The sequence below is a fragment of the Pseudoalteromonas sp. NZS71 genome (genome assembly GCF_015864715.1).
Lineage (GTDB): Bacteria > Pseudomonadota > Gammaproteobacteria > Enterobacterales > Alteromonadaceae > Pseudoalteromonas > Pseudoalteromonas arctica.
In genome coordinates this window covers 1-24007 of sequence record NZ_JADYWS010000038.1, presented here as the reverse complement: position 1 = coordinate 24007, position 24007 = coordinate 1, and the positions used below count along the sequence as shown (strand labels likewise).

Annotated in this window: 22 protein-coding genes and 1 pseudogene; 17 read left to right on the top strand and 6 right to left on the bottom strand. The window is 38.0% G+C overall.

Translation table 11 applies throughout. The features are described 5' to 3' along the window. The first annotated feature begins 106 nt into the window (after positions 1-106). From I6E85_RS18960 to I6E85_RS18930, 7 genes are all read left to right on the top strand, one after another. Positions 107-589: a hypothetical protein gene (locus I6E85_RS18960; protein ID WP_024591717.1), complete on the top strand. Its 483-nt coding sequence runs from the start codon at positions 107-109 to the stop codon at positions 587-589. Between the two features lie 270 nt (positions 590-859). Next, positions 860-1816 (top strand): kinase, encoded by a 957-nt coding sequence (locus I6E85_RS18955; RefSeq protein ID WP_197237253.1) that lies wholly within the window; start codon positions 860-862, stop codon positions 1814-1816. A gap of 146 nt (positions 1817-1962) precedes the next feature. After that, positions 1963-2592 carry a uracil phosphoribosyltransferase gene (gene upp / locus I6E85_RS18950; protein ID WP_101217012.1) on the top strand — a complete coding sequence of 210 codons (630 nt, stop codon included), beginning with the start codon at positions 1963-1965 and terminating at the stop codon, positions 2590-2592. 9 nt (positions 2593-2601) lie between these two features. Continuing rightward, positions 2602-3840, top strand: a complete 1239-nt coding sequence (locus I6E85_RS18945; RefSeq protein ID WP_007580880.1) for a uracil-xanthine permease family protein — start codon at positions 2602-2604, stop codon at positions 3838-3840. Between the two features lie 144 nt (positions 3841-3984). Then, the gene (locus I6E85_RS18940) at positions 3985-5730 is read left to right on the top strand and encodes an HAD-IIB family hydrolase (RefSeq protein ID WP_197237252.1); all 1746 of its coding nucleotides are present in this window, start codon (positions 3985-3987) and stop codon (positions 5728-5730) included. Beyond that, a complete protein-coding gene (locus tag I6E85_RS18935) occupies positions 5723-6943 on the top strand; it encodes a glycosyl transferase (protein WP_002958673.1) in 1221 nt (406 codons plus the stop codon). The genes I6E85_RS18940 and I6E85_RS18935 overlap by 8 nt, the downstream gene beginning before the upstream one ends. 55 nt (positions 6944-6998) lie before the next feature. Then, positions 6999-8777, top strand: a complete 1779-nt coding sequence (locus tag I6E85_RS18930; RefSeq protein ID WP_197237251.1) for a sugar phosphorylase — start codon at positions 6999-7001, stop codon at positions 8775-8777. A 374-nt stretch (positions 8778-9151) separates the two neighbouring features. On the opposite strand, the gene I6E85_RS18925 is transcribed toward I6E85_RS18930, so the two are convergent. Then, a complete protein-coding gene (locus tag I6E85_RS18925; protein ID WP_197237250.1) occupies positions 9152-11998 on the bottom strand; it encodes a TonB-dependent receptor in 2847 nt (948 codons plus the stop codon). A gap of 614 nt (positions 11999-12612) precedes the next feature. Between I6E85_RS18925 and I6E85_RS18920 the strand changes: the two genes are divergently transcribed. Together I6E85_RS18920 and I6E85_RS18915 are read left to right on the top strand one after the other, a co-directional pair. Then, a complete protein-coding gene (locus I6E85_RS18920; protein ID WP_007580869.1) occupies positions 12613-13002 on the top strand; it encodes a cytochrome b562 in 390 nt (129 codons plus the stop codon). Positions 13003-13085: 83 nt separating this feature from the next. Next, complete coding sequence (locus tag I6E85_RS18915) at positions 13086-13472, top strand: OsmC family protein (RefSeq protein ID WP_024591728.1); 387 nt, start codon at positions 13086-13088, stop codon at positions 13470-13472. Positions 13473-13535: 63 nt separating this feature from the next. Here the strand turns inward: I6E85_RS18915 and ykgO are convergent, their stop codons facing one another. After that, a complete protein-coding gene (ykgO, locus tag I6E85_RS18910; protein WP_002958669.1) occupies positions 13536-13670 on the bottom strand; it encodes a type B 50S ribosomal protein L36 in 135 nt (44 codons plus the stop codon). Then, on the bottom strand, positions 13667-13933 hold the full coding sequence (locus I6E85_RS18905) for a type B 50S ribosomal protein L31 (RefSeq protein ID WP_007580864.1): 267 nt from the start codon (positions 13931-13933) through the stop codon (positions 13667-13669). Before I6E85_RS18905 ends, ykgO begins: the two co-directional genes overlap by 4 nt. Positions 13934-14174: 241 nt before the next feature. On the opposite strand from I6E85_RS18905, the gene I6E85_RS18900 reads away from it, so the two are divergent. Further along, positions 14175-14444 (top strand): hypothetical protein, encoded by a 270-nt coding sequence (locus I6E85_RS18900; protein WP_007580861.1) that lies wholly within the window; start codon positions 14175-14177, stop codon positions 14442-14444. Between the two features lie 328 nt (positions 14445-14772). After that, on the top strand, positions 14773-15735 hold the full coding sequence (locus tag I6E85_RS18895) for a sensor domain-containing diguanylate cyclase (protein ID WP_197237249.1): 963 nt from the start codon (positions 14773-14775) through the stop codon (positions 15733-15735). Positions 15736-15809: 74 nt separating this feature from the next. Here the strand turns inward: I6E85_RS18895 and I6E85_RS18890 are convergent, their stop codons facing one another. Both I6E85_RS18890 and I6E85_RS21060 read right to left on the bottom strand, forming a co-directional pair. Further along, a complete protein-coding gene (locus I6E85_RS18890) occupies positions 15810-16850 on the bottom strand; it encodes a metal-dependent hydrolase (protein WP_197237248.1) in 1041 nt (346 codons plus the stop codon). A gap of 264 nt (positions 16851-17114) precedes the next feature. After that, a pseudogene (locus I6E85_RS21060) lies at positions 17115-17362 on the bottom strand (LysR family transcriptional regulator); the annotation flags it as partial. 169 nt (positions 17363-17531) lie between these two features. Here I6E85_RS21060 and I6E85_RS18885 point away from each other — a divergent pair. After that, complete coding sequence (locus I6E85_RS18885) at positions 17532-18011, top strand: hypothetical protein (RefSeq protein ID WP_197237247.1); 480 nt, start codon at positions 17532-17534, stop codon at positions 18009-18011. A 22-nt stretch (positions 18012-18033) separates the two neighbouring features. On the opposite strand, the gene I6E85_RS18880 is transcribed toward I6E85_RS18885, so the two are convergent. Beyond that, complete coding sequence (locus tag I6E85_RS18880) at positions 18034-18921, bottom strand: LysR family transcriptional regulator (protein WP_197237246.1); 888 nt, start codon at positions 18919-18921, stop codon at positions 18034-18036. Positions 18922-19037: 116 nt separating this feature from the next. Between I6E85_RS18880 and I6E85_RS18875 the strand changes: the two genes are divergently transcribed. From I6E85_RS18875 to I6E85_RS18855, 5 genes are all read left to right on the top strand, one after another. Next, the gene (locus tag I6E85_RS18875) at positions 19038-20210 is read left to right on the top strand and encodes an MFS transporter (RefSeq protein WP_197237255.1); all 1173 of its coding nucleotides are present in this window, start codon (positions 19038-19040) and stop codon (positions 20208-20210) included. Positions 20211-20626: 416 nt separating this feature from the next. Beyond that, on the top strand, positions 20627-21442 hold the full coding sequence (dkgB, locus tag I6E85_RS18870; protein WP_197237245.1) for a 2,5-didehydrogluconate reductase DkgB: 816 nt from the start codon (positions 20627-20629) through the stop codon (positions 21440-21442). A gap of 79 nt (positions 21443-21521) precedes the next feature. Beyond that, complete coding sequence (locus I6E85_RS18865; RefSeq protein WP_002958660.1) at positions 21522-21809, top strand: putative quinol monooxygenase; 288 nt, start codon at positions 21522-21524, stop codon at positions 21807-21809. Between the two features lie 360 nt (positions 21810-22169). Beyond that, entirely contained in the window at positions 22170-23234 is a 1065-nt protein-coding gene (locus I6E85_RS18860; protein ID WP_010553061.1) for a hypothetical protein, read from the top strand. Positions 23235-23361: 127 nt separating this feature from the next. After that, a complete protein-coding gene (locus tag I6E85_RS18855) occupies positions 23362-23727 on the top strand; it encodes a hypothetical protein (RefSeq protein WP_033012801.1) in 366 nt (121 codons plus the stop codon). The last annotated feature ends 280 nt before the right edge of the window (positions 23728-24007 follow it).

Below are 24007 nucleotides of genomic sequence, written 5' to 3'. Positions count from 1 at the left end.
CCGCTGCGCGGGCTGGGACACAAACATGTGGGCTGCTCACTTCGTTCGGATTTTAGCCCACATGCCTGCGCCCCTTATTTAAAAGTTATGTAACCAAGGAAGAATCGTGAAATTCTGGAGAAACTCGTCCACAGAACATTATCCAATGTGGAAAGCATTCTTAATGTACATCTGGGTAATACCTGGAGTTCCGATAGGAACTTTTTTAGGTGTTTATTTCTTAGAGGCTCGTAATAGGAGCGATGATGAATTATTACTTAGCTTGCTTAACTATCGTTTAGATTTTACTTTGATTATTTTATTTGGTGTCGGTTTTATCCTTTGGGTTTGGTCTATTAGAGCTTTAAGTAAGCCTGTTTTTCAAATTCATCAAAATAGGTTGTACTTTTACGGTTATGGCTTTTTTAAAGATGACATTGCACTTGATTCACTTCAAGAAATACGCTCCTATAATCTTGGTCCGCTGGGTCACCTAATAGACTTTAAATCTAAAGTCGGTATTACCTTTAGATCTTTTGCTTTTCTATCAAACATTAATAAAAGTAAATTAGAAAAGTTTTTTGAGGAAAGTGGTATAAAGGTTACATAACAAACCATTCAAGCAGGACATTGCTCCTCACCCGTTTTAGTGGACACCTCCTCATCACTTTGAAGAGGCTAAAATGCCTAAATATACTCAACCTAGGAAGACATGGTTTTATCCAGTTAATTTCAAAATCAAAGTGTAGTGGCATAGTGATTTTGGCCACTATTTACATACAAACTTGTATAAAACCAAGTGGGGATTTTTTATGCCTTAGTTTTATTAAAAACGCCCACTAATGTTAAACTACAAAAAATTTAATTACTTAATATTACCATGGCATTTTACATTCCTTTATTACAACCTTACTTTAAGCACATTGAAGTTGGCGATACGTTAACATCACTTTGGAGTGGGTGTGGCAGTATTGTGCAGTGCCAGCTTGATGATAAGCCATGTGTTATTAAAGCGATTAAAATACCCAGTTATATACACCATCCTAAAATTAAACAAAGCGAATTTGCGCTTAAAAGAAAGCAGCACTCGTATAGTGTTGAATACACATTTTATAAGCTTTATAGCCAACATTTACCAGTACATGCGCAAAGTATTGAATGTATAGGTGCAATTAATAAAGACGATGAATACGCGCTGGTGTTTAAAAACTTTACCAAACATGGGTTTACTCAAGCAGGGCCACAACATGTTAAAGCTATATTAAGGTGGCTTGCACACTTTCATGCGTTTAACTTAAGTAAACCCGCTGATGGGTTATGGCAGCAAGGCAACTACTGGCATTTAAGCACGCGCCCAGATGAGTTTAATAAACTAAAAAATAACCTTGATAAAAAGTCCGATATTAAAAATGCTGCACATAAAATAGATGAGCAACTACAAAGTTGTGCGTATAAAACGCTGATTCATGGCGATGCAAAACTTGCTAACTTTGCAGCAAATGAGCGCGATGAAATACTCGGTTATGATTTTCAGTATATAGGTGCAGGTTGCGGGATTATTGATGTAATGTATTTTATGACCAGTTGCTTAAGTGATGCACAATTACACGGATGCGCTGATAAGTACCTTGCGTATTATTTTGATAATTTAAAGGCTGCTATTACTATTTATCATCCTACAGCACCAGCAGGTAAAATAGCTGACAATTGGCTCGCTTTATGGCCTGCTGCATGGGCTGACTTTTATCGATTTTTAGCTGGCTGGAGCCCTGAGCATCAAAAAATAAATAGTTATATGCAACAGCAAGTAAACAGCTGGTTGGCGAGTAACATTTAATAAACACAACGGGTTGATTGCTTGCATAAATATCAAGCAAAACAATACATTTTGGCACGATGTATGAAAATCTCTTTAAAACTACAGGTCAAATGACCTTTTTTAATATAAAATACTGCAAATTCTTGTATCAGTAGGTTTATATCATGGCAATTCACGTTATTTCTCACCCTCTTGTTCAACATAAACTAGGCCTAATGCGAGCGCATGGTATTAGTACTAAAAGCTTTCGTGAATTATGTTCTGAAGTTGGAACCTTATTAACTTACGAAGCAACTAAAAACCTACAGTTAGAAGATAACGAAATTACAGGCTGGGATGGCAATAAATTAAAAGTAGAGCATATTAAAGGTAAAAAAATTACCGTAGTGCCTATTTTGCGTGCTGGTCTTGGCATGATGGATGGTGTTATGCAGTTATTACCAGCCGCTAAAGTGAGTGTTGTTGGTCTTGAACGTAACGAAGAAACACTAGAGCCAGTACCATATTTTGAAAAGCTAGTAGGTAATATTGATGAGCGCTTAAGCTTAGTTATTGACCCTATGCTTGCAACGGGTGGCTCAATGATTGCCACAATCGATATGCTTAAAAAAGCAGGCTGTAAAGAAATCAAAGTAATTGTACTAGTTGCAGCACCAGAAGGTGTTGAAAGAACACTTTCAGCACATCCAGATGTAGAAATATTTACAGCCTCAGTAGATAGCCACTTAAACGAAAAGGGCTATATTATCCCTGGTTTAGGCGATGCGGGCGACAAAATATTCGGTACTGTTTAGGAGTCTTAAGTGCAAAATAATGACACCTTTTCAATAAAAACTATTTTAACGGGCGCGCAAATGCTGTTTGTAGCATTTGGTGCGCTGGTATTAGTGCCACTTTTAACGGGCTTGGATCCTAATGTTGCGCTTTTTACCGCAGGCATTGGTACCTTGCTGTTTCAGGTAGTGACTAAAGGCCAAGTGCCTATATTTTTAGCTTCATCGTTTGCCTTTATTGCACCTATTATTGCCGCTGTGCAAATGTGGGGCGTGCCGGCCACTATGGGCGGCTTAATGGTGGCGGGTTTTGCTTATATGCTTTTAAGTTTATTAGTAAAATTTAAAGGCGTTGCAACGCTTCATAAAATTTTACCGCCTGTGGTTGTAGGCCCTGTAATTATGGTTATTGGTTTAGCGCTTGCACCTGTTGCTGTAAATATGGCGATGGGTAAAAGTGGCGACGGCAGTATTCAAATTATTGATTACACCAGCGCTATTTATATTTCGTTGTTCTCGTTAGTGGTTACGCTTATTTTTGCAGTATGGGGAAAAGGCGTATTTAAGCTTATACCTATATTAGCAGGAGTTGTAGCGGGTTATTGTTTATCGCTTGGTATGGGCGTTGTGCAATTTGACGCAGTGACTAACGCACAGTGGTTTGCTGTACCAAACTTTACTTGGCCTGAGTTTAAATGGCAGGCTATTTTGTTTATGGTGCCTGTAGCAATAGCACCTGCAATTGAGCATATTGGCGATATGATGGCTATTAGCCAAGTAACCAATAAAGACTTTTTGAAAAAGCCTGGGCTTCACCGTACTTTGTTTGGTGATGGCCTTGCGACTTCTGCGGCATCATTATTTGGTGGCCCGCCTAACACTACTTACTCAGAAGTAACGGGGGCAGTTATGCTTACCAAAAACTTCAATCCTAAAGTAATGATGTGGACAGCTGTTATTGCCATTATTTTAGCGTTTGTAGCTAAAATGGGATCTGGTTTGCAAACTATTCCTGTGCCAGTAATGGGCGGCATTATGATCCTACTTTTTGGCTCTATTGCTGTAGTGGGTTTAAATACACTGGTTAAGTCGGGCGATGATTTAACCGCGCCGCGTAACTTAAGTATTGTTGCGCTTATTTTGGTGTGCGGTATTGGTGGTATGCATATTGGTGGTAGCCAATTTAGTTTAGAGGGCGTAAGCCTCTGCGCTATTTTAGGAATAGTACTTAACTTAGTATTACCAAAAGCAGAACCTGAAAAAGTTTAATTTTGCACATTAGCTAAATAGATTGCACCATAATAGCGCATTTTTAATGCGCTATTTTTTTAACCTATTAATAAATATATAAAAATAATAATGGTCTAGTACCTGCATTTAACTCCCAGACGCATTGTATGCAAAGGAGTAACTATGTCAGAGGCCAATATTGTGGATATAACCCCGTTTTTAGCAAAACACCAACTGCCTTTAAAGTATCAATATTTGAGTGAGCAATATTTTGTTCCACTCGCGCATGACATCCTCGAATCTAAAAAAACAAATACTCCTATTTTTGTTGCCATAAATGGATGCCAAGGCTCAGGAAAAACAACACTCGCTGATTTTTTAGTTACCTGGTTTTCTAAAAACACACCACTTAACAGTGTTGCATTGTCTATTGATGACTTTTATTTAGCAAAACAAGCACGTAGTGAACTTGCCAAAGACGTACATCCTCTTTTTACTACTCGCGGAGTACCGGGTACTCACGATGTAGCGTTAATGAATAGCACAATAACTAACTTACTGGCAGGAGAGGTAAACGTACCGCTTCCACGTTTTAATAAACACGAAGACGACTGCGTGCCAGCAAGTGATTGGCTAACAAACGAAAAGTCAGTTGATATTGTTATTTTAGAAGGGTGGTGTGTAGGCAGTGAGCCACAACCGTTGTTTTCATTGAGTGAGCCGCTTAACGAGTTAGAGCAACAATTTGATAAAGAAGGCGTTTGGCGCCGCTGTGTAAACAGCTGTTTGGCAAACGAATATAAAGCCGTTTTTAACCTAATTGATTATACCGTTATGCTAAAAGCACCGAGTTTTAGTGATGTTTTTACATGGAGACAAGAGCAAGAACAAAAGTTAATAGCCAAAAAAGGTGAAGGCTCAGGCACCATGACTAACGAGCAATTGGTGTATTTTATTTCTCATTTTGAGCGCATTACGCGTGAGAACTTAAACACACTGAGCGCTAAAGCAAACGCTTTAATTGAACTTGATAGCAATCGCGATATTAGCGGTATGCACCTAACGAGTGATGACACCCTTCAACCTATTATTTTTACAGATTTGGACGGTACACTACTCGATCACGCCGATTACAATACAAATAATATCAGTGAATTATTACAGCAGCTGCAAAATGCGCATATTCCTGTGGTGTTTAATACCAGCAAAACTTTTTGCGAAGTTATAGAGCTTAAAAACGATTTAAATATTCAACAGCCTTTTATTGTCGAAAACGGTGCAGCGGTATTTATTCCAGAGGATTATTTTGAACTCAAGCCAATTGGTTGTAAAAAAGTAGGCGCGTATTGGTGCTACGCAATGGCAAAGCCGTTAGCGAGTTTATTAAGTGATTTAAATACTTTAAAAGCAGATTATAAAGCGCATTACAAATTGTTTAGTGACTTATCGAGTGAGCAAATATCAGAGCTTACCGGGCTTAGCGATGCACAAGCTCGCCGCGCACAAACTCGCGATTATTCAGACCCTCTTTATTGGTATGGCAACGACGAATTACTCACAGCCTTTGTAAACGATGTTGAAGCACTCGGTTACGATATAAAAATTGGTGGTCGATTTATTCATATTGCCAAAAATACCGATAAAAGCGCTGCACAGCAGTGGTTAGTTAAACAGTTTACCCATCATTTCAGAAAGCCTCTCACGGTTATAGCACTGGGTGATAGCGATAACGATAAGCAAATGTTAGAGCACGCAAATATCGCCATTATTATTGCCAATCCGGCGAGTAAAAAGCCGGTTAAATTGTCGCACAACAAAGCACGATACTCTCAATCGCCAGCACCGCTGGGCTGGATTGAAGAAATAACATCGTTGCCGTGCATTAGCAGTATTTTAAGTATTTCTGAGGAGCAAACATCTCATGGCTGATTTTTATCAAAATGGCATTATTACAACATTACATAATATTGCCGACAGACCAATAGAAGATCTAGAAAAAGAGCTACTTACTTTTAGCAAGCAGCGCCCAATGGGATTAATACTTCCTTCGTTATTTAGTGAACTCGAAGGCCCTGCACTGCAAAATATAGTTAGTGAGTTGCGCGAAGTACCGTATTTATCGCAAATTACCATAGGCCTAGATAGAGCCGACGAAGCACAGTACCGCCATGCACTTGGCTTTTTTAAAGAGCTAAACCAAAATCATAAAGTATTATGGAACGACGGCCCACGCCTACAAGCACTTGATAAAGAACTACAAGAGCTAGGCGTTGCACCACGTGAGCTTGGTAAAGGGCGTAATGTGTGGTATTGCATGGGCTATAAATTAGCTACAGCTGAGGTTGAGTCAATAGCGCTGCACGATTGCGATATTTTAACCTACGACAGAAGCCTACTTGCGCGTTTAATTTACCCTGTAGCACACCCGCGTTTTAACTATGAATTTTGTAAAGGGTTTTACCCGCGTACTGCTAATGGCAAAATTAATGGCCGTGTATCGCGCTTATTAGTAACGCCTTTGCTTCGCTCGTTTAAAACAATTTTAGGTAATACCGACTACCTTGAATATATGGACTCTTTTAGATACCCACTTGCAGGTGAGTTTTCGTTTAGACGTGATGTATTAAACGATATTCGCATTCCAAGTGACTGGGGCCTTGAAATAGGCGTACTGAGTGAAATGTATCGTAACTATTCGCATAATCGCTTGTGCCAAGTAGATATTGCCGATAATTATGACCATAAACACCAAGAACTTTCACTTGATGACCAAAGTGCAGGCTTGTCTAAAATGTCGATTGATATTACTAAGGCATTGTTTAGAAAGCTGGCGACTCAAGGTGTTACTTTTACCAGCGAAACAATTCGTTCATTAAAAGCGACTTATTACCGTATCGGGCTAGATTTTATTGAAACCTACCATAACGACGCGCTAATGAACGGGTTAACGCTTGATGTACACCAAGAAGAAAAAGCAGTAGAAATGTTTGCACAAAATATTATGGAAGCAGGGCAACACTTTTTAGAAAACCCAATGGAAGCGCCATTTGTGCCAAGTTGGAACCGTGTTGTATCAGCAATGCCAGACGTACTTGAGCGCTTAAAAGAAGCCGTAGAGCTAGATAACGAAGAATATAGTTAACCTGCGCGCAGGTTAACTAGCCTATAAGTCTAAACAATAAATATTAGGGGCGCATGTGAGCACAGTTAGCGAATTATTTTTACAACGAGTAGAGCAACATCTTCATATTATTTATGAGGGTGTTGAGCTGCCTTTATCGGTTACTGAGCTTGCTCAGCAACTCATTAAAATTATATTAGGTAGCAATGCACTGCGCGACCCGACCCCCCATACAAACAGATGGGATGAACAAGATATAGTATTGATTGCTTATGGCGACTCTATTATTAAACATGATGATAGTGAATTTGCTGTATCGAGCCCAATAGAGGCACCGCTTAAAACGCTACACCGGTTTATAAAACAGCAATGTGATATGCAGCTTAATGCACTGCATATATTGCCATTTTACCCGTACAGCTCAGATGAAGGCTTTGCCGTAATGAACTACGTGCAAGTGAACGAGTCGTTAGGTGATTGGGGAGATATTCAAAACATCGCTAAAGATGTAAAGCTAATGGCAGATTTAGTTATTAACCATTGCTCAAGCAGAAGCGTATGGTTTGAGAACTTTTTAAATGATTTACACCCGGGTAAAGATTATTTCAAAACGGCGAGCTTAACGGATGATTTAAGCCAAGTTGTACGCCCGCGTACGTCATCGTTATTAAATACCGTAACTACGCCAAGCGGCGAAAAACATGTGTGGTGTACGTTTAGTCACGATCAGGTTGATTTTGATTTTGCAAACCCCGAGGTACTTAAAGAGTTTGTGGGAATAATTCGCCATTATTTAGACAATGGCGTACGTTTATTTAGACTCGATGCGGTCGCATTTTTGTGGAAACAGCTTAATACAAGTTGTATTAACTTGCCGCAAACACATGAAGCCGTAAGGCTAATGCGAACACTTATTGAGCACGCAGAGCCGAGCGTAGTTATAATTACCGAAACCAATATTCCAAACCAAGAGAACCTATCGTACTTTGGTAATGCCAACGAAGCGCACAGTATTTATAACTTTGCACTGCCACCGTTATTGCTACATACATTATTAAGTGGTGATAGTGCAGCACTTAAACATTGGATGATGAGTATGCCACCTGCGCAAAATGGTACTGCATACTTTAATTTTATAGCCTCGCACGATGGAATAGGGCTCAGGCCAATTGAAGGTTTATTGCAACCCAGCGAAGTAGCGTCACTAGTAAGTACCACTATGCAATTTGGTGGTCGTGTATCAATGCGAACCAGTAACGATGGAACGCACACACCGTACGAGCTAAATATAGCTTTATTTGATGCAATGCAAGGTACGCACAATGGCCCAGATAAGTTTGGCCTTGAGCGGTTTATGTGTGCTCACGCAATTATGTTTGCGCTTGAAGGTATCCCAGGGCTTTATATTCATAGTTTGTTGGGTACAACTAACGACTACGAGCGATTTGAAAACTCTCAACATAACCGTGCTATTAACCGCCATCGTTGGCAGGAATCAAAGCTACTGGCGGCAATTGGTGAAAAGTACAGTCATCATCATAAAGTGTTTAACGGCATAAAAAGCTTATTGGCAGTACGCAAAAAGCAAAGTGCCTTCCACCCAAATGCTACACAGTTTACGCTGCATTTAGCAGGTGGGTTGTTTGGTTTTTGGAGACAAAGCATTGACAGACGCCAAAGCATATTTTGTGTTTATAACATTAGCGATAAACCACAAACACTCACATTGGCCGACTTAAACTTAATTAACACCCAAAAGTGGTTTGATTTGGTGGCAGATAAAACGATTGAAGAAAGCCAATTAACGATAGAGCTAGAACCATACCAAAGCGTGTGGCTGAGTAATATTAAATAAGACCTAAAACAAAGGCTCGCACTGCGAGCCTTTGTTTTAACTAGGGCGTGTTGATCTTTGTGGATTGAAATTTGTTCAATCTAGGGGCGATTAAATCGCGACGCGAGGTTTGTAACCTAGTGGGCTCGATAACTGCTCCTGCGTTATTCTACTGGCTTACATCCATGTAAGAATAAGTAAAAACCGAGCAACAAAGAGTTAATCGTCCCTAGAAAGAACCCAAAGGGCAGCGCATGTTTGGTATTTATGCTGCGTTATCGCCTATTTATGGGGAATAACCACACTACATAGGCTCTGCCTTGCCTAAAAACCAAACATACTGCTGCAAATTCACCCACCAATGATCAACACGCCCTAACAAGTTATTTTATTAATTATAAGCTGTAGCTTAAGTTAATGTAGCCAAAGCGGCCAATGTTATCGTAACTTGCGCTACCCGCGCTTGTACCACGTGAACCGTACGGAAGTTTACGGTTAAATACGTTATCAACACCTACTTTAACGCCTAAACCGCTATTAAAGTTGTAACCTACAGTCATATCAGTAATAAAGTATTTACCATAAGACATTTGATTACTTGGGTTAGGGTTGCTATCAAGTTCAAAATTTGTGTATAGCTCTACTTCACTCAAAAAGCGTGTTTCAACTGTTGAGAAAAAGTTATCCATAACATAACTTACAGATAAGTTAGTTTGCCACTTAGCTTCACCTGTAGTACCTGCGTATTCAATGTAGTTACTAGGGTCGTCTTGGAACGGGTAATCTTTACGTTCAATTAAGTAAGTACCAATTAAGCGTGTTTTAAAGCTACCTTCAAACGCGTCAAAATCGTAACCTAGTTCAAAATCCACCCCTGATGCTTTTTGGCCAGCAACATTTAATACAGAGTTTTGTATTAAAGTAATTTCGCCATTAGCATTACGTGTAATTAAGTTACAGTATTGATTGTTTATACCTGTTGCGCTATCAACACAGCGATCAAGAATGTCTTGCGCGTTAATTGTGTCAATTGCATCTTCAAGTTCAATTTCCCAGTAATCAATAGTAAGTAGCGCATTTTCTAAAAACTCTGGTTGGTAAACAATACCTACAGTTGTACTTGTTGACTCTTCACCTTTTACATCGCGGTTACCACTGCTTAAACCATCTAATGAGGCTGCATCGTAACCTGAGTTAAAGTCACTCGCTACACCTAACGCGGCACAATTTGCAGTGCGGGTTGCTCCGTTTGATAAATCACCTAGGTTGTCAGCGCGACACGGGTCGTCTACATTGTAGAAAGTTTGGCTTGCTGCACCAAATACTTCACTAATGTTAGGCGCACGAAGCGCAGCAGATTGTGTTACACGTACACGTAGCTCATCATTTACAGTCCAATCAAGGCCAAGTTTCCAGCTAGTTGCTTCGCCAATCGTACTGTAGTCAGCATGACGTACTGCAGTATCAAACACTAAGTCTTGAATAAGCGGTAAGTCAGTTAAAATTGGCATCGTCGCTTCAAAGAATACTTCGCGAACATTAAACGAGCCCTTATCTTCGCCCAGTGCGTTAAAGAAAGTACCTTCAGCGTTATCAGGCTCTTTAGTTTCGCTTTCTTCTTTACGGTACTCAGCACCAAATGCAACACCTACATAGCCTGCTGGTAATTCAAAAATAGCGCCATTAGCAAGTGAGCCAGAAATAACTGTTTGCTTAATAGTTGAAGTGCCAACAGATACCGTATTAATGTAATCAATGGCTTGTTGAGATGGCGAACCAAACCCCATAATATTTACAGGAACACAGCCATCAGCTTGGGCTGCAGCACTACGACATACTACGTTACCATTTGTATCTTCAACGGCATCAAGTGCATTAAAGTAGTTGGCTACAATCATGTTAGCGCCGTTTTCACGCTCTAGATCAGTTTGGCCATAAACAACTGATGTATCTAATTCCCAATCTTCAAACACAGTGCCTTTTAAGCCGGTAACAAAACGCGTTGTTTCACGGGTATTGTTTTCAATGCGGCGGCCTAGGTCGGTCATCATGCGGTTAACCATTATCGAATCAACACCTTGTTCTTCCATACGCGCTTTGATGGCTGGGTCTAGGTAAGGGTTGTCGATTTTAATGCTGTTTTCATCGTCAAAGAAGAAAAATGCAGGTTGGCCTATGCTTTCACCTTGGCTGTTTACATATTTAGCATCAAAGTAAACGTTTAAGTCGTCGGTAACATCGTAGTTAACTTTAAAGTTTACGTTGTAGCGCTCAAACTCAGGTTGAATTTCTTCAAATTGACCTAAGTTGAAAAAGTCACATTCTGCACATGAATACAAGTCTACGTTATTACCTATGTATAAATCACGGGCGCTGCTATCAGGGTTAAAGCTATTGGTAAACTTAGTTGAATCTTCGAGTGCGTAAACACCCGCGTTATTAATAGCGTAATAACCTGCATTTGGCGTTAAAATTTTATCAGGAAAGTCTAAGCTATTTGTATCTTCACCAGGTAAAACTTCTCTGCGTAAACTACTAAACGAAGTGCTAGTCCAAGGGTGATCAAGCGCGTTTAATGAATCCTGGCCTGAGTACTCAATAGCAAAAGCTGCATTACCACGATCGTTATCAAAGTTAGAGCCGTATGAGAACGTCGCTTTTTCGTTGTTGTAGCTGCTTAAATCGGCAAAACCACGTGTAACGCTAAAGTCCATGCCTTCAATGTTGTCTTTTAATATAAAGTTAACAACACCTGTTACCGCATCAGCACCGTATACAGCAGATGCACCACCAGTAATTATCTCTACACGTTCAACCCATACACTTGGAATAGTGTTGGTATCTACAGATTGAGAACCTGCAGAGCTTGATACATGACGCTTGCCATTTACAAGTACCAAAGTACGATCTGTACCCATGTTACGTAAATCAAGAATATTTAAACCCGCAGTACCAATAAAACGGCCTGAGTTAGCCATAGAATATGTATTGCCAAGTGCAGGTAAGTTATTTAGCGCTTCACCAATGTTTACAGCGCCAGTGTTCATTAGCTGCTCGCCACTGATAACTGTAACCGGTGCAGGCGCAATAGCACCTTCACGTAAAATACGTGAACCCGTTACTTCAACACGTTCAATTTTTGTTGCTTGCTCATCTTGTGCAAGCACAGAATTACTTGCTGTTGCAGCAGCAGTAATTAATGCACATTTAATGCTAGTAGAAAGTAAATTATGACGTTTCATTTGATTCCCAGAGAACATTTTATAGTAATTAAATACAATGTAGTTTTATCCAAATGCAGTTTGTATTTGGATAAAGCCCTATAACTTTTTTTATGAGGGCGGCGATTATTGCATGCTGATTATTTTATTAAAAGCAGCTAACTCACTGTAAAGTAAGCAACTTGAAATAACCTGAAGAACTTTTATTGTGTTTTTTGGTATTAATTACAAAGGCCCTTTAAATGATTTACTGAGGTGTTTTTACATTTAGTTTTTCTTATATATTTTAGTTATTAACATTGTTTTTTATTTGTTAAATTTTAAGTTGTTTTTTAAGTCGATTTTTTGCAGTTTATAATTATTCATATATAAATTTTTATTTATATGAAGTTGCCAGCGAGTGTTATATGTACTTATTTGTAAAGGTTATGTGTGTTATTACTCTTTTAAAGTGATTTTTATTAGGTGTTTTTTATTCAAAAAAATCGTTATTTGAATATTTTTCACTATTGCGGCTTTAAAATGATTAATTTGTAAACCCCCTTTACAGCTCAAAGTGCTCATAACAGCTCGTAAAGTTACTTTGCTACGTAAACTTGATACAATTTAGGTGTTTTTAATTAATAGGTTTGACCATGAAGTATTTAGTTATTATTTTTACCTTTGCGTTTAGTTCAATGTCTTTTGCGCAGCAAGAAGTCGATCTTGAAGTAAATATGAAAAACACGGGCCTTGCATATAAACAAGCGGTGCAGGCAACTCAACTTAGTGAATTTAATACTGCGATTGATGAATTTATAAAGCTGGTTAAAGTGAGTAAAACAGGTAAGTTTTACAAAAAACCTGAGCAGTCATTGCAGGGCCTTGATAAAGTGATTGCTCAAGCTGAACTTGCAAAAAAAGCAGCAAACGAGCAGGGGCTAAGTGCGGCAAAAGAACCACTGAAAAATATAGATAATTTACGTAAAAAATATCATGAGTTACACGAGCCTCCAGGGTTCTTTGAATTACTGTTCGGTTCATAAACCTAGACTATATGTGTCTTTAGTAGCTACTTTTAAGCTAATTGCGTTAAAGGTATCTGCAGCAATAAATATAAGGAAACACAATGGAAATTTCAGTTTCAATGTTAGAAGGCCAAAAGCAAAGCGCTAAATTTGGCGACCTAGAAGTAATAAGCGATCAAAGCGTAAACGCTGGTGGCAATGCAGAGTATCCAGAACCGTTTGATTATTTTTTAGTAAGTATGGTTTTATGTGCAGGTTTTTATGCGCGTAAGTTTTGCGAGCAGCGTGATATTTCAACGCAAGGTATGACGCTTACTCAAAATAACGAAAATGTAGATGACAACGGTAAAAAGCTATTTTCAATTGAGATTAACTTACCAGAAGGCTTCCCTGATAAATATAAAAAGGCGCTTATTGCAGCCGTTAATACCTGTACGGTAAAAAAAGTAATTCAGGCAGTGCCAGAGTTTTCAGTCGTGGTAAAATAGTCCCCCCTAAATTAGGTAGCTTAAGCAAGCTACCTAATTATATGTTGAGCATCCCCGTTTAACTTATTTCTTTTTCATTCCTTGTACTGCTTTAAAGCGTGGGTTGTTTTTACAAATTACAAATACGCGGCCTTTGCGTTTTACAATTTGACACCCCGGACGTTGCTTAGCACTTTTAAGAGAGCTTAATACTTTCATACCTTTTCCTTTTTAACAGTCGATAAACTTTTAAAACGACGATTAAACTGCGCAACGCGGCCATCTGTAGCGGTTGTTTTTTGCTTGCCTGTATAAAATGGGTGCGAGTCACTTGATACATCAATAGGTACGTATGGATATGTATTACCGTCTATTTCTACTGTGCGGCTCGTTTTTATGGTTGAGCCAATAATAAAGTAAGAATCGGCAGCGGTATCGTGAAAAGCAACCACGTGGTAATCAGGATGAATATTTGGTTTCATAATACGCCTCAATAAATGATATGTGATAGTATATCATTTTAATTTAACGTATTTATTCTCCCATTGCAAATTATTTAAATGTTCCTCAAAAAGGCCGTAATTGCTGGCTATTTGCGCAAACAAATCAAAAAATAAGCACTTGAATCAAAAATGCTGGCTATTGGCGTTTAGGCTGTTATAACTATATTTAAGAGTTAAAACGTTAACAAATACGGTTATAAAGTTATTACAGAGGTTATGTATGAGTGACGCAACACAACAACAAGAACAAATTGATCAAGGGGTGATGGAAACCCTAAGAGAGCGCGACCACAGTACCTTGGCGCAACAAGTAAATCCTTTAACCTGCAACCACAATGATATTGTAGAGTTACTAGCAAGGTATATGGCACTAAGCGAGCAAGAAGATGATGAGCTGTTTGATGATTGGTTTGATAACCTAACTAAAGAGCAACATACTGTTTTAAAAGTATTTGAAGTTTACCGTGGACAATATGAGCACCAAAATTAAAGTGTTTATTTTTGTAAGTATGCCAAATCCAGTGGTTATTTAAATAAAACTAAATAGCCACTACTACTTTTTCATTAAAGAGTAGCTATGTTGTATCAACCACTAATCCCACCTGTTTAAATCATAATTTTTTGCGTATTGAATCTTACCTTTATTTAGGCACGACTTACTGATATTTATAAATATTTATTTATTGCTATTTTTAGGTAATGTTCTAGTTTGAATAGGCAGACTGTTTATAGTTTAAATAAGTTTGTCGGATGATATACTCGAAAATATTCGCTCCAGTTTCGTAATTTATAAAACATTTAAAATTAATAGAGCTTTAATGATTAAACCTGAGATTCCAAATAACGAAGCTGAGCGATTACACGCGCTTAGAGCATTAAAAATTCTAGATACGTCTCATGAAGAGCGCTTTGATCGTGTTACTCGTATTGCCAAGCGTATGTTTAATGTTTCTATTTCATTGGTTACTTTGATTGACGAAGACCGCCAGTGGTTTAAATCAAGGCAGGGGCTTGATGCGTCTGAGCTTCCTCGCGAAACCTCATTTTGTGGCCACACCATAAATCAAGACGAGTTATTAATAATCCCAGATACAGCTCAAGACGAAAGGTTTTTTGATAACCCCTTTGTTACAGGCGATCCTAAAGTACGCTTTTATGCAGGTTTTCCTTTAAAATTAAGGGAGGGAGCCATTATAGGCACTTTGTGCCTTGCCGATAATAAACCTAGACAACTCAATGATGAAGAAAAACAATTACTAAGAGATTTAGGCACGTTAGTCGAGCGAGAAATTCAATCAATTCAACTAGCCACAATTGATGAGTTAACAAGAATCTCTAATCGACGTGGCTTTTTAAACCTTGCCGAACATACGCTAAATGTATGTAGGCGAAATAAAGTATCAATGTCGTTTATATTGTTTGATCTCAATAAGTTTAAACAAATTAATGATATTTATGGACACCACGAAGGCGATTTTGTATTAAATAAATTTGCACAAATTATGCTTAGTTCATTTCGTGATTGTGAAGTCATAGGTCGACTTGGCGGAGATGAATTTGTTGCGATGTTAAGCGACTCAGACGAGACAAAAGCAGAGTTTGTTTTACAAAGGTTTGCGGATGCAATAGCGCATGCTAATAATACCTTAAACAAGCCATACAAAATTGATTACAGTGTAGGAGTAACACACTTTAAACACGATACAGGTAAATCAGTTGAGGATATGATTCAAGATGCTGATGTTGCAATGTATCAGCAAAAAAAGCAGCAATCACTTTAGTGAACTATTTAGTTTAATTGCTGCTTGAACTTCACTTAACTTCCTCATGCTAGTATGAATCTTATAATATGCCGTTATTCGCTATTGCAGTCATTTTTTGCCGCGGGTGATGCTAAAGACACATTTGGTTGCCAAATCCTGTTCCATATTTTATGAAGATTGTTTAAGTTTGGTCTTTGACTTATTTTTTCAAAGTTACCAATACTCACTTCTGAATCATTTTTTTGACCCACTACAAAATTAAACACATAGTTGCACTCCATGCCCATACGTAAATCAGAAAGTACAATATTGCTTTGCTGTTGGCGCACCGAATAAAACCCTTTAGTAAACCACTGCAAGCGTTTTATAGCCCATTCATCGCTAATATTATTTAACAGTGAAGGCGTTGTTTGATAAGCCGTTAATGTTACATCGCTGGGCGCGTCAAATACTGATGCATAACCTTCGTAGTATTGTCCGTCAGACATCACAACAATACGCCACAGCAAAGTAGTTAGCGGAGCAGGCGTACTAACATACGCATTTACTGGTATTTGCCTGTTGTTGAGAGCCGTTTTTACTTTGTCATCAATATTTACTTTTAAAATTAAAGCGCAAAATAAATATAGACTGCTTACAACTAAAGCCGCTGCATTTATACGATAAGCCGTTGCTGCTTTTATTTTGGGTATTAGCATACATATTACGCTAATTAATAAAGGAAGCGTGTAAGCGGGGTCAATTATAAACACACTAGAAACCGCAAAGGGGTACTCAGTAAAAGGCCAGAGTAGTTGTGTACCGTATACCGTTAGGCTGTCTAATAGGGCATGTGTAGATAAACTTAAAAATACTAGCCAAAACCAGCGGACTTTATAAATTTGCATTCCCGCGTGTACTTTTAATATTAGCCATACAATGAGCGGGCTAATTAATAAATGTATTAATAACGAATGGCTAAAGCCACGGTGATAAGTAAACGCTTCTACAGATCCGCCATATGGCAAAAATACATCTAAATCAGGGAGCGTGCCTAAAATTGCTCCCCATAAAACGGCTTTTCGACCTATTTTATTGCCTAATACCGCATAACCTACAGCACTGCCTAATGCTACCTGCGTTAAAGAATCCATTTTGATTAATACCTTTAATTAATACTTTTATTATTTATACTTTTTGATTATTAAAAAGCGTCAAAAAATCAGTTAAAACGTTTAATAAGCATATCAATATTAATATACAGAACTTATAAACTAAGCCTAGGCTTTATGAAATCTAAAAAAGCCACAATTCGCGACGATACCGCACTGTTTCGCCGCTGCTTGCGCTAAGCGAAAACGTAAATAAAATGAGTTTTACTAACGGCCAAGCTTACGAGCATGTAAGTTCGAATCTTATAAATCACCAATACGTATGGCTAAGTCTGTTTTATGCTCGAGTAAATTAATAGTACTGCCGTGTGAGGTTATATCAAGCGTTATGTGAGGGTATTATTTAGCGAATTCACCAATCAAAGGCGTAAGTTGATGCAATACAAAAGGGTTTGCCGCATCTATTAGCTGCTTGCCATTTTGCGCTTGTTTTAAAGCTTTATGGCGTTTTCATCTGTGCATAAAATATTTAGCCTTTCGCAGGCGTATTTTAAAAGTATAGCTTTCCTCGCATTTTAAATTAAGCAAAATAATACCCCGTGGCGACTTATAAGTCCTGTTCCCGTTTAAAATACGGATGGTCAATTAGTTACCATATTTGGAATGATAATTGCTTCTAATTATAAAAATAAAGTCGTCAATTTTTAGACACATGAGGCAAAAATGAATTTTGGAACTCTTTCTTCGCAGTTATACAATGACAATGGCTATTCAAGCCTAAGTAATTTAAATAAAAACACTGTAAAAACGGATGATCTTAGTAAAAGTCCAGAGGCTAAAGCAGACTCTTCTTTAAATAAAGACGCCGAAAAAACTACGAGCTCTACTGCAGCTACTGAAGACGCAAAGTCTATTATTAGCAGCGAGACAGAAGAGTCGAGCGACAATTCAGCAGTTCAAATGAATAAAGCGATCGAGTCAATTAAGGACTTGCAGAGTAAAATAAAAGAAATGAACAACAATTCTGATACGCCCTCAGAAGAGGAAGCAGAAGAGCTAAGCAAACTTAAAAAGCAACTCGACAGTGAGCTATCGTCAATACAATTATCAGTGCGTAAAAATGTATCTACTTTAATGGATTCGCTGTTTTCATCATCTTCAGATAGTAAACACTCAGGTTTGCTTTTTAATAACAAAGCATAATCTAATTTACTTTTTAATATAGTTATAAGCTTAGTCGTGGCTTTATAAAATCTAAAAACGCTGTAATGCGAGACGATACCGCACTGTTTTTATAATACACGGCTTGTACAACCTCTCGGTTATTAGGAGAGCTAACTGCACTGGGTAACACTTCAACTAATTTACCTGTTTTTAGGTCATTGCCAATCATAAAGTGAGAAAGTAGCGCAACGCCTTGGTTTACAATGCACAGCTGGCGCACTGTTTCGCCGCTGCTTGCGCTAAGCGAAAACGTAAATAAAACGGGCTTTACTAACGGCCAAGTGTTTAATTTAGGGGAGTCACTAAAACCAATTAACTTATGGTTTTGTAAGTCATCTATTTGTGTAATTGCTGCGTTGTTTTTTATATATTCTGGGCTGGCTACAATATGCAACTGACTACTGCCGAGTTTACGAGCATGTAAGTTTGAGTCTTTTAAATCACCAATGCGTATGGCTAAATCGGTTTTATGTTCAAGTAAATCAATAATGCTGTCGTGTGAGGTTATATCAAGCGTTATGTGAGGGTATTGCTTAGCAAATTCTCCAATTAAAGGCGTAAGTTGGTGCAATACAAAAGGGCTTGCAGCATCTATTCGCAGCTTGCCACTTGGCGCTTGTTTTAAAAGCTTTATGGCTTCTTCACCGGTATAAAGCGTATTTAATCCTTCGCGCGCATATTTTATAAAAGTATGGCCCTCTTCGGTAAGTTCTAATCGGCGTGTTGTTCTGTTTAGTAAAGTGCATTGCAGTGTATTTTCAAGACGTGATACAGCTCGCGACACTTTAGCCACCTGTTGATCGAGTAAATTAGCCGCCCCCGAAAAGCTTCCACAATCTACTACCGTTATAAATGTTTCTAAATCTTCAGTTTTTGAATGAACAGCCATAAGTATACCAACATCATCTTTGCATTATTAACAAAAGTATTTTGTCACTAATGCTATTTTTTGCAAACGATATTTTAGCCAAACTACATTCTTCAAATATTAATGAGGATATAACTATGCCATTGGCTTTGTGGGCGCTTACCTTAAGCGCATTTGCAATAGGAACAACTGAGTTTGTAATAGTGGGATTAGTACCCACCATTGCAAACGATTTAGGCGTAAGCCTACCTTCAGCGGGTTTGCTTGTAAGTTTATATGCGGTTGGCGTTGCTATTGGTGCGCCGGTGCTAACCGCTTTAACGGGTCGTTGGAATCGTAAAGTGGTCTTAATAAGCTTAATGGGCTTGTTTGTACTGGGTAACTTACTCGCTTGGCAAGCGCCAAGTTACGAAACATTAATACTTGCGCGCATTTTAACGGGGCTTGCCCATGGTGTGTTTTTTTCAATCGGATCGATGATTGCCACAAGTCTAGTAAGCAAAGACAAAGAAGCCAGTGCAATTGCCATTATGTTTACCGGGCTTACTGTAGCACTCGTAACTGGTGTGCCACTAGGTACATGGATTGGACAACACTTTGGTTGGCGTGCAACGTTTTTAGTTGTGTCGGTATTAGGTTTAATTGCATTAATCGGCAGCTCTATTTTAGTGCCAAAAAACTTAAAACAATCAATACCAGCCACGTTTAAAGAGCAACTACAAGTAATCGTAAAACCGCGTTTATTACTCGTATATTTAATGACGATATTGGGCTACGGCGGCACGTTTACAGCGTTTACTTATTTAGCACCTATTTTAGAGCAACAAACAGGTTTTGCGCCTTCGGCTATTGCTTTAATAATGCTTGTTTACGGTGTATCGGTAGCGATAGGTAATATTTGGGGTGGAAAGTTGGCCGACAAACGCGGCCCAATTAGCGCACTGAGCATTATATTCAGCGCTTTGAGTATTATTTTACTGATATTTACTTTTACGATGGAATCAAAAATTGCTGCTGTACTTACTATTTTAGTATGGGGCGCATTTGCTTTTGGTAATGTGCCAGGCTTGCAACTTTATGTAGTAAAGCAAGCACAAAAGCACACGCCAAATGCGGTAGATGTTGCATCAGGTTTGAACATAGCCGCATTTAATATTGGTATTGCACTTGGCTCAATTATTGGTGGTAGCGTAGTAGAGAACATGACCCTGCAAAATACAGCATGGATAGGCGCCGTTATCTCTGTTTTAGCACTCGGTGTTACACGCTACAGCGATATGCTTGATAAGCGTGAAATTCAGCAAGCATAAAGCCTTAGCAGGGTCTGTTGACCTTTTAGGATTAAATTTGTTCAATCTAGGGAGGATTTAATCACGGAGCGAGGTTTGTAACCTAGTGGGCTAAGTAAAAATCGAGGGACAAAGAGTAAATCCACCCTAGGAAGAACCTACAGGCAGCGCGTATTTGGCATTTATGCTGCGTTATCGCCTATTAATGTGGAACAACCACACTGCATAGGCTCTGCCTTGCCTAAATACCAAATACACTGCTGCAAATGTAATCTCTAAAGATTAACAGACCCTAACCTTGAAACTAAAATTAATGACCTCATACCTGTTATGAGGTCATAGATTTTTAAGTGACAGTCGTAATAAGAAGTAAAAGGTGTATTTCGTAAAGCTTTAAAAGAGCTTGTTTTTAACCGATTATTTTATAAGGATAAACCATGACAAAACGTGTAATAGAAATGCCAGAACTCGGTATGGGAACATTCCGCTTAGAGGGCGACACTGCCTATAACTCAGTAAAAATGGCGCTCGAAGTTGGGTTTCGCCATATTGATACTGCACAAATTTATGGCAACGAAGAGCAAGTAGGTCAAGCCATAAAAGATAGTAATATTCCGCGCAGTGAAATATTCTTAACTACCAAAGTGTGGAATAACAAATTAAATAAAAGCGACTTTATCCCAAGCGTTAAAAAGTCACTTGAAAAGCTACAAGTTGATTCGGTCGACTTACTGCTAATTCATTGGCCATCGCCTGCTAGCGACGAGCCAATGAGTGAATACCTCACTGAATTACTAAAAGCGAAGCAGCTTGGTTTAACTAAGCACATTGGTGTATCAAACTTCACCATTGAAAACTTAAATGAAGCAATGCAAACACTCGACTCGCGTGAAATATTTACCAATCAGGTTGAGGTGCACCCATATTTAACTAATACTAAATTACGCGCATTTTGTGCTCAGCACGACATTCATGTAACAGCATACATGCCATTTGTAGTAGGCAAAGTACTTAAAGATCAAACCATTATCGACATTGCTAAAAAGCACGATGCAAGTCCAGCACAAGTTGTTTTAGCATGGGTTAACGCCAGCGGTATGACGACAATTCCATCATCAACTAAGCGTAAAAACTTAGAAGATAACTTTAACGACCACGTTAAATTAGATGATGAAGACATAGCCCGCATTGATGGTCTTGATTGCGGCGACCGCCAAGCAACACCAGAATTTGCGCCGCAGTGGGATCAGTAAACTTACCTCAAACGCAAAGTTTAACCAAATATTTTAAGGTGTAGATTATCTACACCTTAACTTTTAAAAAGGAATACACATGTTAACGGTTATAGCTGCACTGTCGTGCAAAAATATTGATGCAGATGTAATGCTTACAGCACTTGAAAACTTACAAAAGTCATCGCGCCAAGAAGTAGGGTGCTTACGTTATGAATTATCGGTAAAAAGTGATGATGAACATACAGACTATGTAGTTAGTGAACAGTGGGCGTCTGACGAACACTTTGAAGCGCATAAAAACGAGCCACACTTTAAAGCGTTTGGTACGCAAGTTACTGGGCTTTTAACCAATAGTAGTATTGACGTATATAAATCAATTGGTTAAGCGGTTTTATACCACTTAGCTAAACTACATAACTAAGTAAATACTCAAATAGGTGCTGTTAACTTACATCACCTTTTTATTAAGTCCCCAATCGCTTTAATCCTAACTTTCTCCAAAATATCAATTAAATCTCGACGTTATTTAAATCAACTGATTAGCTCAGTTATACCCTAAGTAGCACGTAAAATTACTCTGCACTATTTTCACGTACAAAACAGACTCTAATAAATAGCTTATTTAATTTATTGTTTACATTAAAGTTCTCTGGTGTAAATATAGAAACATGTAATATAAGTCGTTTTGGTTTGTTATAAAAAACAAAATGGTTTTGAATAATCTGTTAGTAACGCAAGGTAATTCATGGCAATTGTACATTTCGAATCTGTACCTTTTAGGGATATATACGGTGATAAAAATGGAGTTATCGATGGAGACTTTAATGAGCAATCTCTTAGTGAACACTTAATCGAATACTGGGTTAGCTACGTGGAATGTCACCATTGTCCAAGGGGAAATACCTGTAAATTTGCCATACCTCATCATAAATGGGAGTGGAAGAAATTAGAAATACAATGTGGTGTTAAATCTGAGTTTATAAAAAATTTCGTAGCACTTACATTTGATGAGTATCTCGAAGCCGAAAATCATGTCCAAGAGAGGTTGTTATCAGCTACATTTTATCTTTCAGAATACGCCATGATATCAGAGCAGCAAATCGGTTGGACTATAGATGATGAGTGGCTTAAAAATTTAGGTACATATGGTAAAGCTTTTCTCGGCAATATAGTTCACTTGAGAGAAAAGCTGACATATGCGGCACAAGATTTATCTTATATACCAAACCTATATAGTCGTAAGCCAATACTCTTGGTTGAAGGACAGTCAGAAAAAGCTTTTATAGATAAATTGCGAGAATCACACAATAGCTGGTTTACAGATCTTCGTACTGAAGTTTATGGTGGAAATGGTAACGCACATCCTAGGCGGATTCAGATGCGTCTAGATAAGTATGTAGAGGATGGTTACACCTGCTATATGCAAGGTGACAAAGATGGAAATGAAAAGGGAAGTTTTGAAAGGCTCATAAAACATAATACAGTCGAAGAGAAAAATACTTTTCTTTTCGACTTCGATTTTGAGTCAGCGATTCCAAGAAAGTTATTATTTTTAGCTCTACAGAATCTTGATTTGCTCTTAGATGTGGATATAAAAGCTTTTCTAATGCAGATTGATCATGAATCTTCAATTTGCACCCAAATTAAATCTGTCTTTGATGTCAATTTAGAACCTTATAAAGTGCAACTTGCAGATGAAATAGGCTGGATTTTTAATAATAGTGAATTTCATTGGTACCAAGATGAGGATGGTTTTATGGAGGAAACTGAACTGGGACGTTTTTTGGATTTTGTTATAAAAATGAAATAGCATTACTAATAATGCATTTAAATGAAATGAAAATATTTTATAAGCTCTTTCTTTACGCCGCATTACAACCTAAATGCTAGTCATTATTAATGTAGCGTTAGGTTATTTTTATAATATGGAGATTACGGTGCCAAAGTTATTATCTTTATTTTTTTTGTTCATTTCTTTTAATCTCTTGGCTGATTTTATACATCCGATGGACTTTGATAATTCTAAAGCTCAGCAAAATAGAGTTATTGAGATTATCAAAACTCGTGTTAAATATGATTATTGTGACAGTGGGTTAGATATGTGCCAACCAATGATGCTGAGAATGATGGAAAGTGAAAACTTAAAAGCCTTTAAAAATGCATCTCAAGTAAATAATAGAGAAATAATGGATCGTGTAATTAAAGATTATTGTAGTAGTGGTCTTGATATGTGTAGCTATACAAATATTTTTATGATGTATCAAGAAAATCTTAAAGCGAGTAAAGAATCACTAAGTTGGTAAATTATCCATACATAATCTACAAGGACTAAAAGTAAAGCTCTTAGCATTTTACTCCGTCGCACTTAGACTCACATTTTAGCCACCTATTTTGGAGTGTTAGTCATTTCATCAGAGCTAAAACATAAGTTTTTTAATCATTAGTTGGTAAATTGCTAGCTGAAAAATCACAGCTAATAAAGCTTTAATAGCCCGCGGATTCAAATCTGAAGTGCATAACGTTTAGGCGGCTTTAGCCGCCAAGTGATCCTGCATCAATTTTGCAGGCGTTTCAAATCCAAGT

What these genes read in the sequence shown, in the direction of transcription:
- I6E85_RS18955 (WP_197237253.1), top strand. Translation starts at nt 860, where the DNA reads ATGGCATTTTACATTCCTTTATTACAACCTTACTTTAAGCACATTGAA.
- upp (WP_101217012.1), top strand. Translation starts at nt 1,963, where the DNA reads ATGGCAATTCACGTTATTTCTCACCCTCTTGTTCAACATAAACTAGGC.
- I6E85_RS18940 (WP_197237252.1), top strand. Translation starts at nt 3,985, where the DNA reads ATGTCAGAGGCCAATATTGTGGATATAACCCCGTTTTTAGCAAAACAC.
- I6E85_RS18935 (WP_002958673.1), top strand. Translation starts at nt 5,723, where the DNA reads ATGGCTGATTTTTATCAAAATGGCATTATTACAACATTACATAATATT.
- I6E85_RS18925 (WP_197237250.1), bottom strand. Translation starts at nt 11,998, where the DNA reads ATGAAACGTCATAATTTACTTTCTACTAGCATTAAATGTGCATTAATT.
- I6E85_RS18920 (WP_007580869.1), top strand. Translation starts at nt 12,613, where the DNA reads ATGAAGTATTTAGTTATTATTTTTACCTTTGCGTTTAGTTCAATGTCT.
- I6E85_RS18915 (WP_024591728.1), top strand. Translation starts at nt 13,086, where the DNA reads ATGGAAATTTCAGTTTCAATGTTAGAAGGCCAAAAGCAAAGCGCTAAA.
- ykgO (WP_002958669.1), bottom strand. Translation starts at nt 13,670, where the DNA reads ATGAAAGTATTAAGCTCTCTTAAAAGTGCTAAGCAACGTCCGGGGTGT.
- I6E85_RS18905 (WP_007580864.1), bottom strand. Translation starts at nt 13,933, where the DNA reads ATGAAACCAAATATTCATCCTGATTACCACGTGGTTGCTTTTCACGAT.
- I6E85_RS18900 (WP_007580861.1), top strand. Translation starts at nt 14,175, where the DNA reads ATGAGTGACGCAACACAACAACAAGAACAAATTGATCAAGGGGTGATG.
- I6E85_RS18895 (WP_197237249.1), top strand. Translation starts at nt 14,773, where the DNA reads ATGATTAAACCTGAGATTCCAAATAACGAAGCTGAGCGATTACACGCG.
- I6E85_RS18890 (WP_197237248.1), bottom strand. Translation starts at nt 16,850, where the DNA reads ATGGATTCTTTAACGCAGGTAGCATTAGGCAGTGCTGTAGGTTATGCG.
- I6E85_RS18885 (WP_197237247.1), top strand. Translation starts at nt 17,532, where the DNA reads ATGAATTTTGGAACTCTTTCTTCGCAGTTATACAATGACAATGGCTAT.
- I6E85_RS18880 (WP_197237246.1), bottom strand. Translation starts at nt 18,921, where the DNA reads ATGGCTGTTCATTCAAAAACTGAAGATTTAGAAACATTTATAACGGTA.
- I6E85_RS18875 (WP_197237255.1), top strand. Translation starts at nt 19,038, where the DNA reads ATGCCATTGGCTTTGTGGGCGCTTACCTTAAGCGCATTTGCAATAGGA.
- dkgB (WP_197237245.1), top strand. Translation starts at nt 20,627, where the DNA reads ATGACAAAACGTGTAATAGAAATGCCAGAACTCGGTATGGGAACATTC.
- I6E85_RS18865 (WP_002958660.1), top strand. Translation starts at nt 21,522, where the DNA reads ATGTTAACGGTTATAGCTGCACTGTCGTGCAAAAATATTGATGCAGAT.
- I6E85_RS18860 (WP_010553061.1), top strand. Translation starts at nt 22,170, where the DNA reads ATGGCAATTGTACATTTCGAATCTGTACCTTTTAGGGATATATACGGT.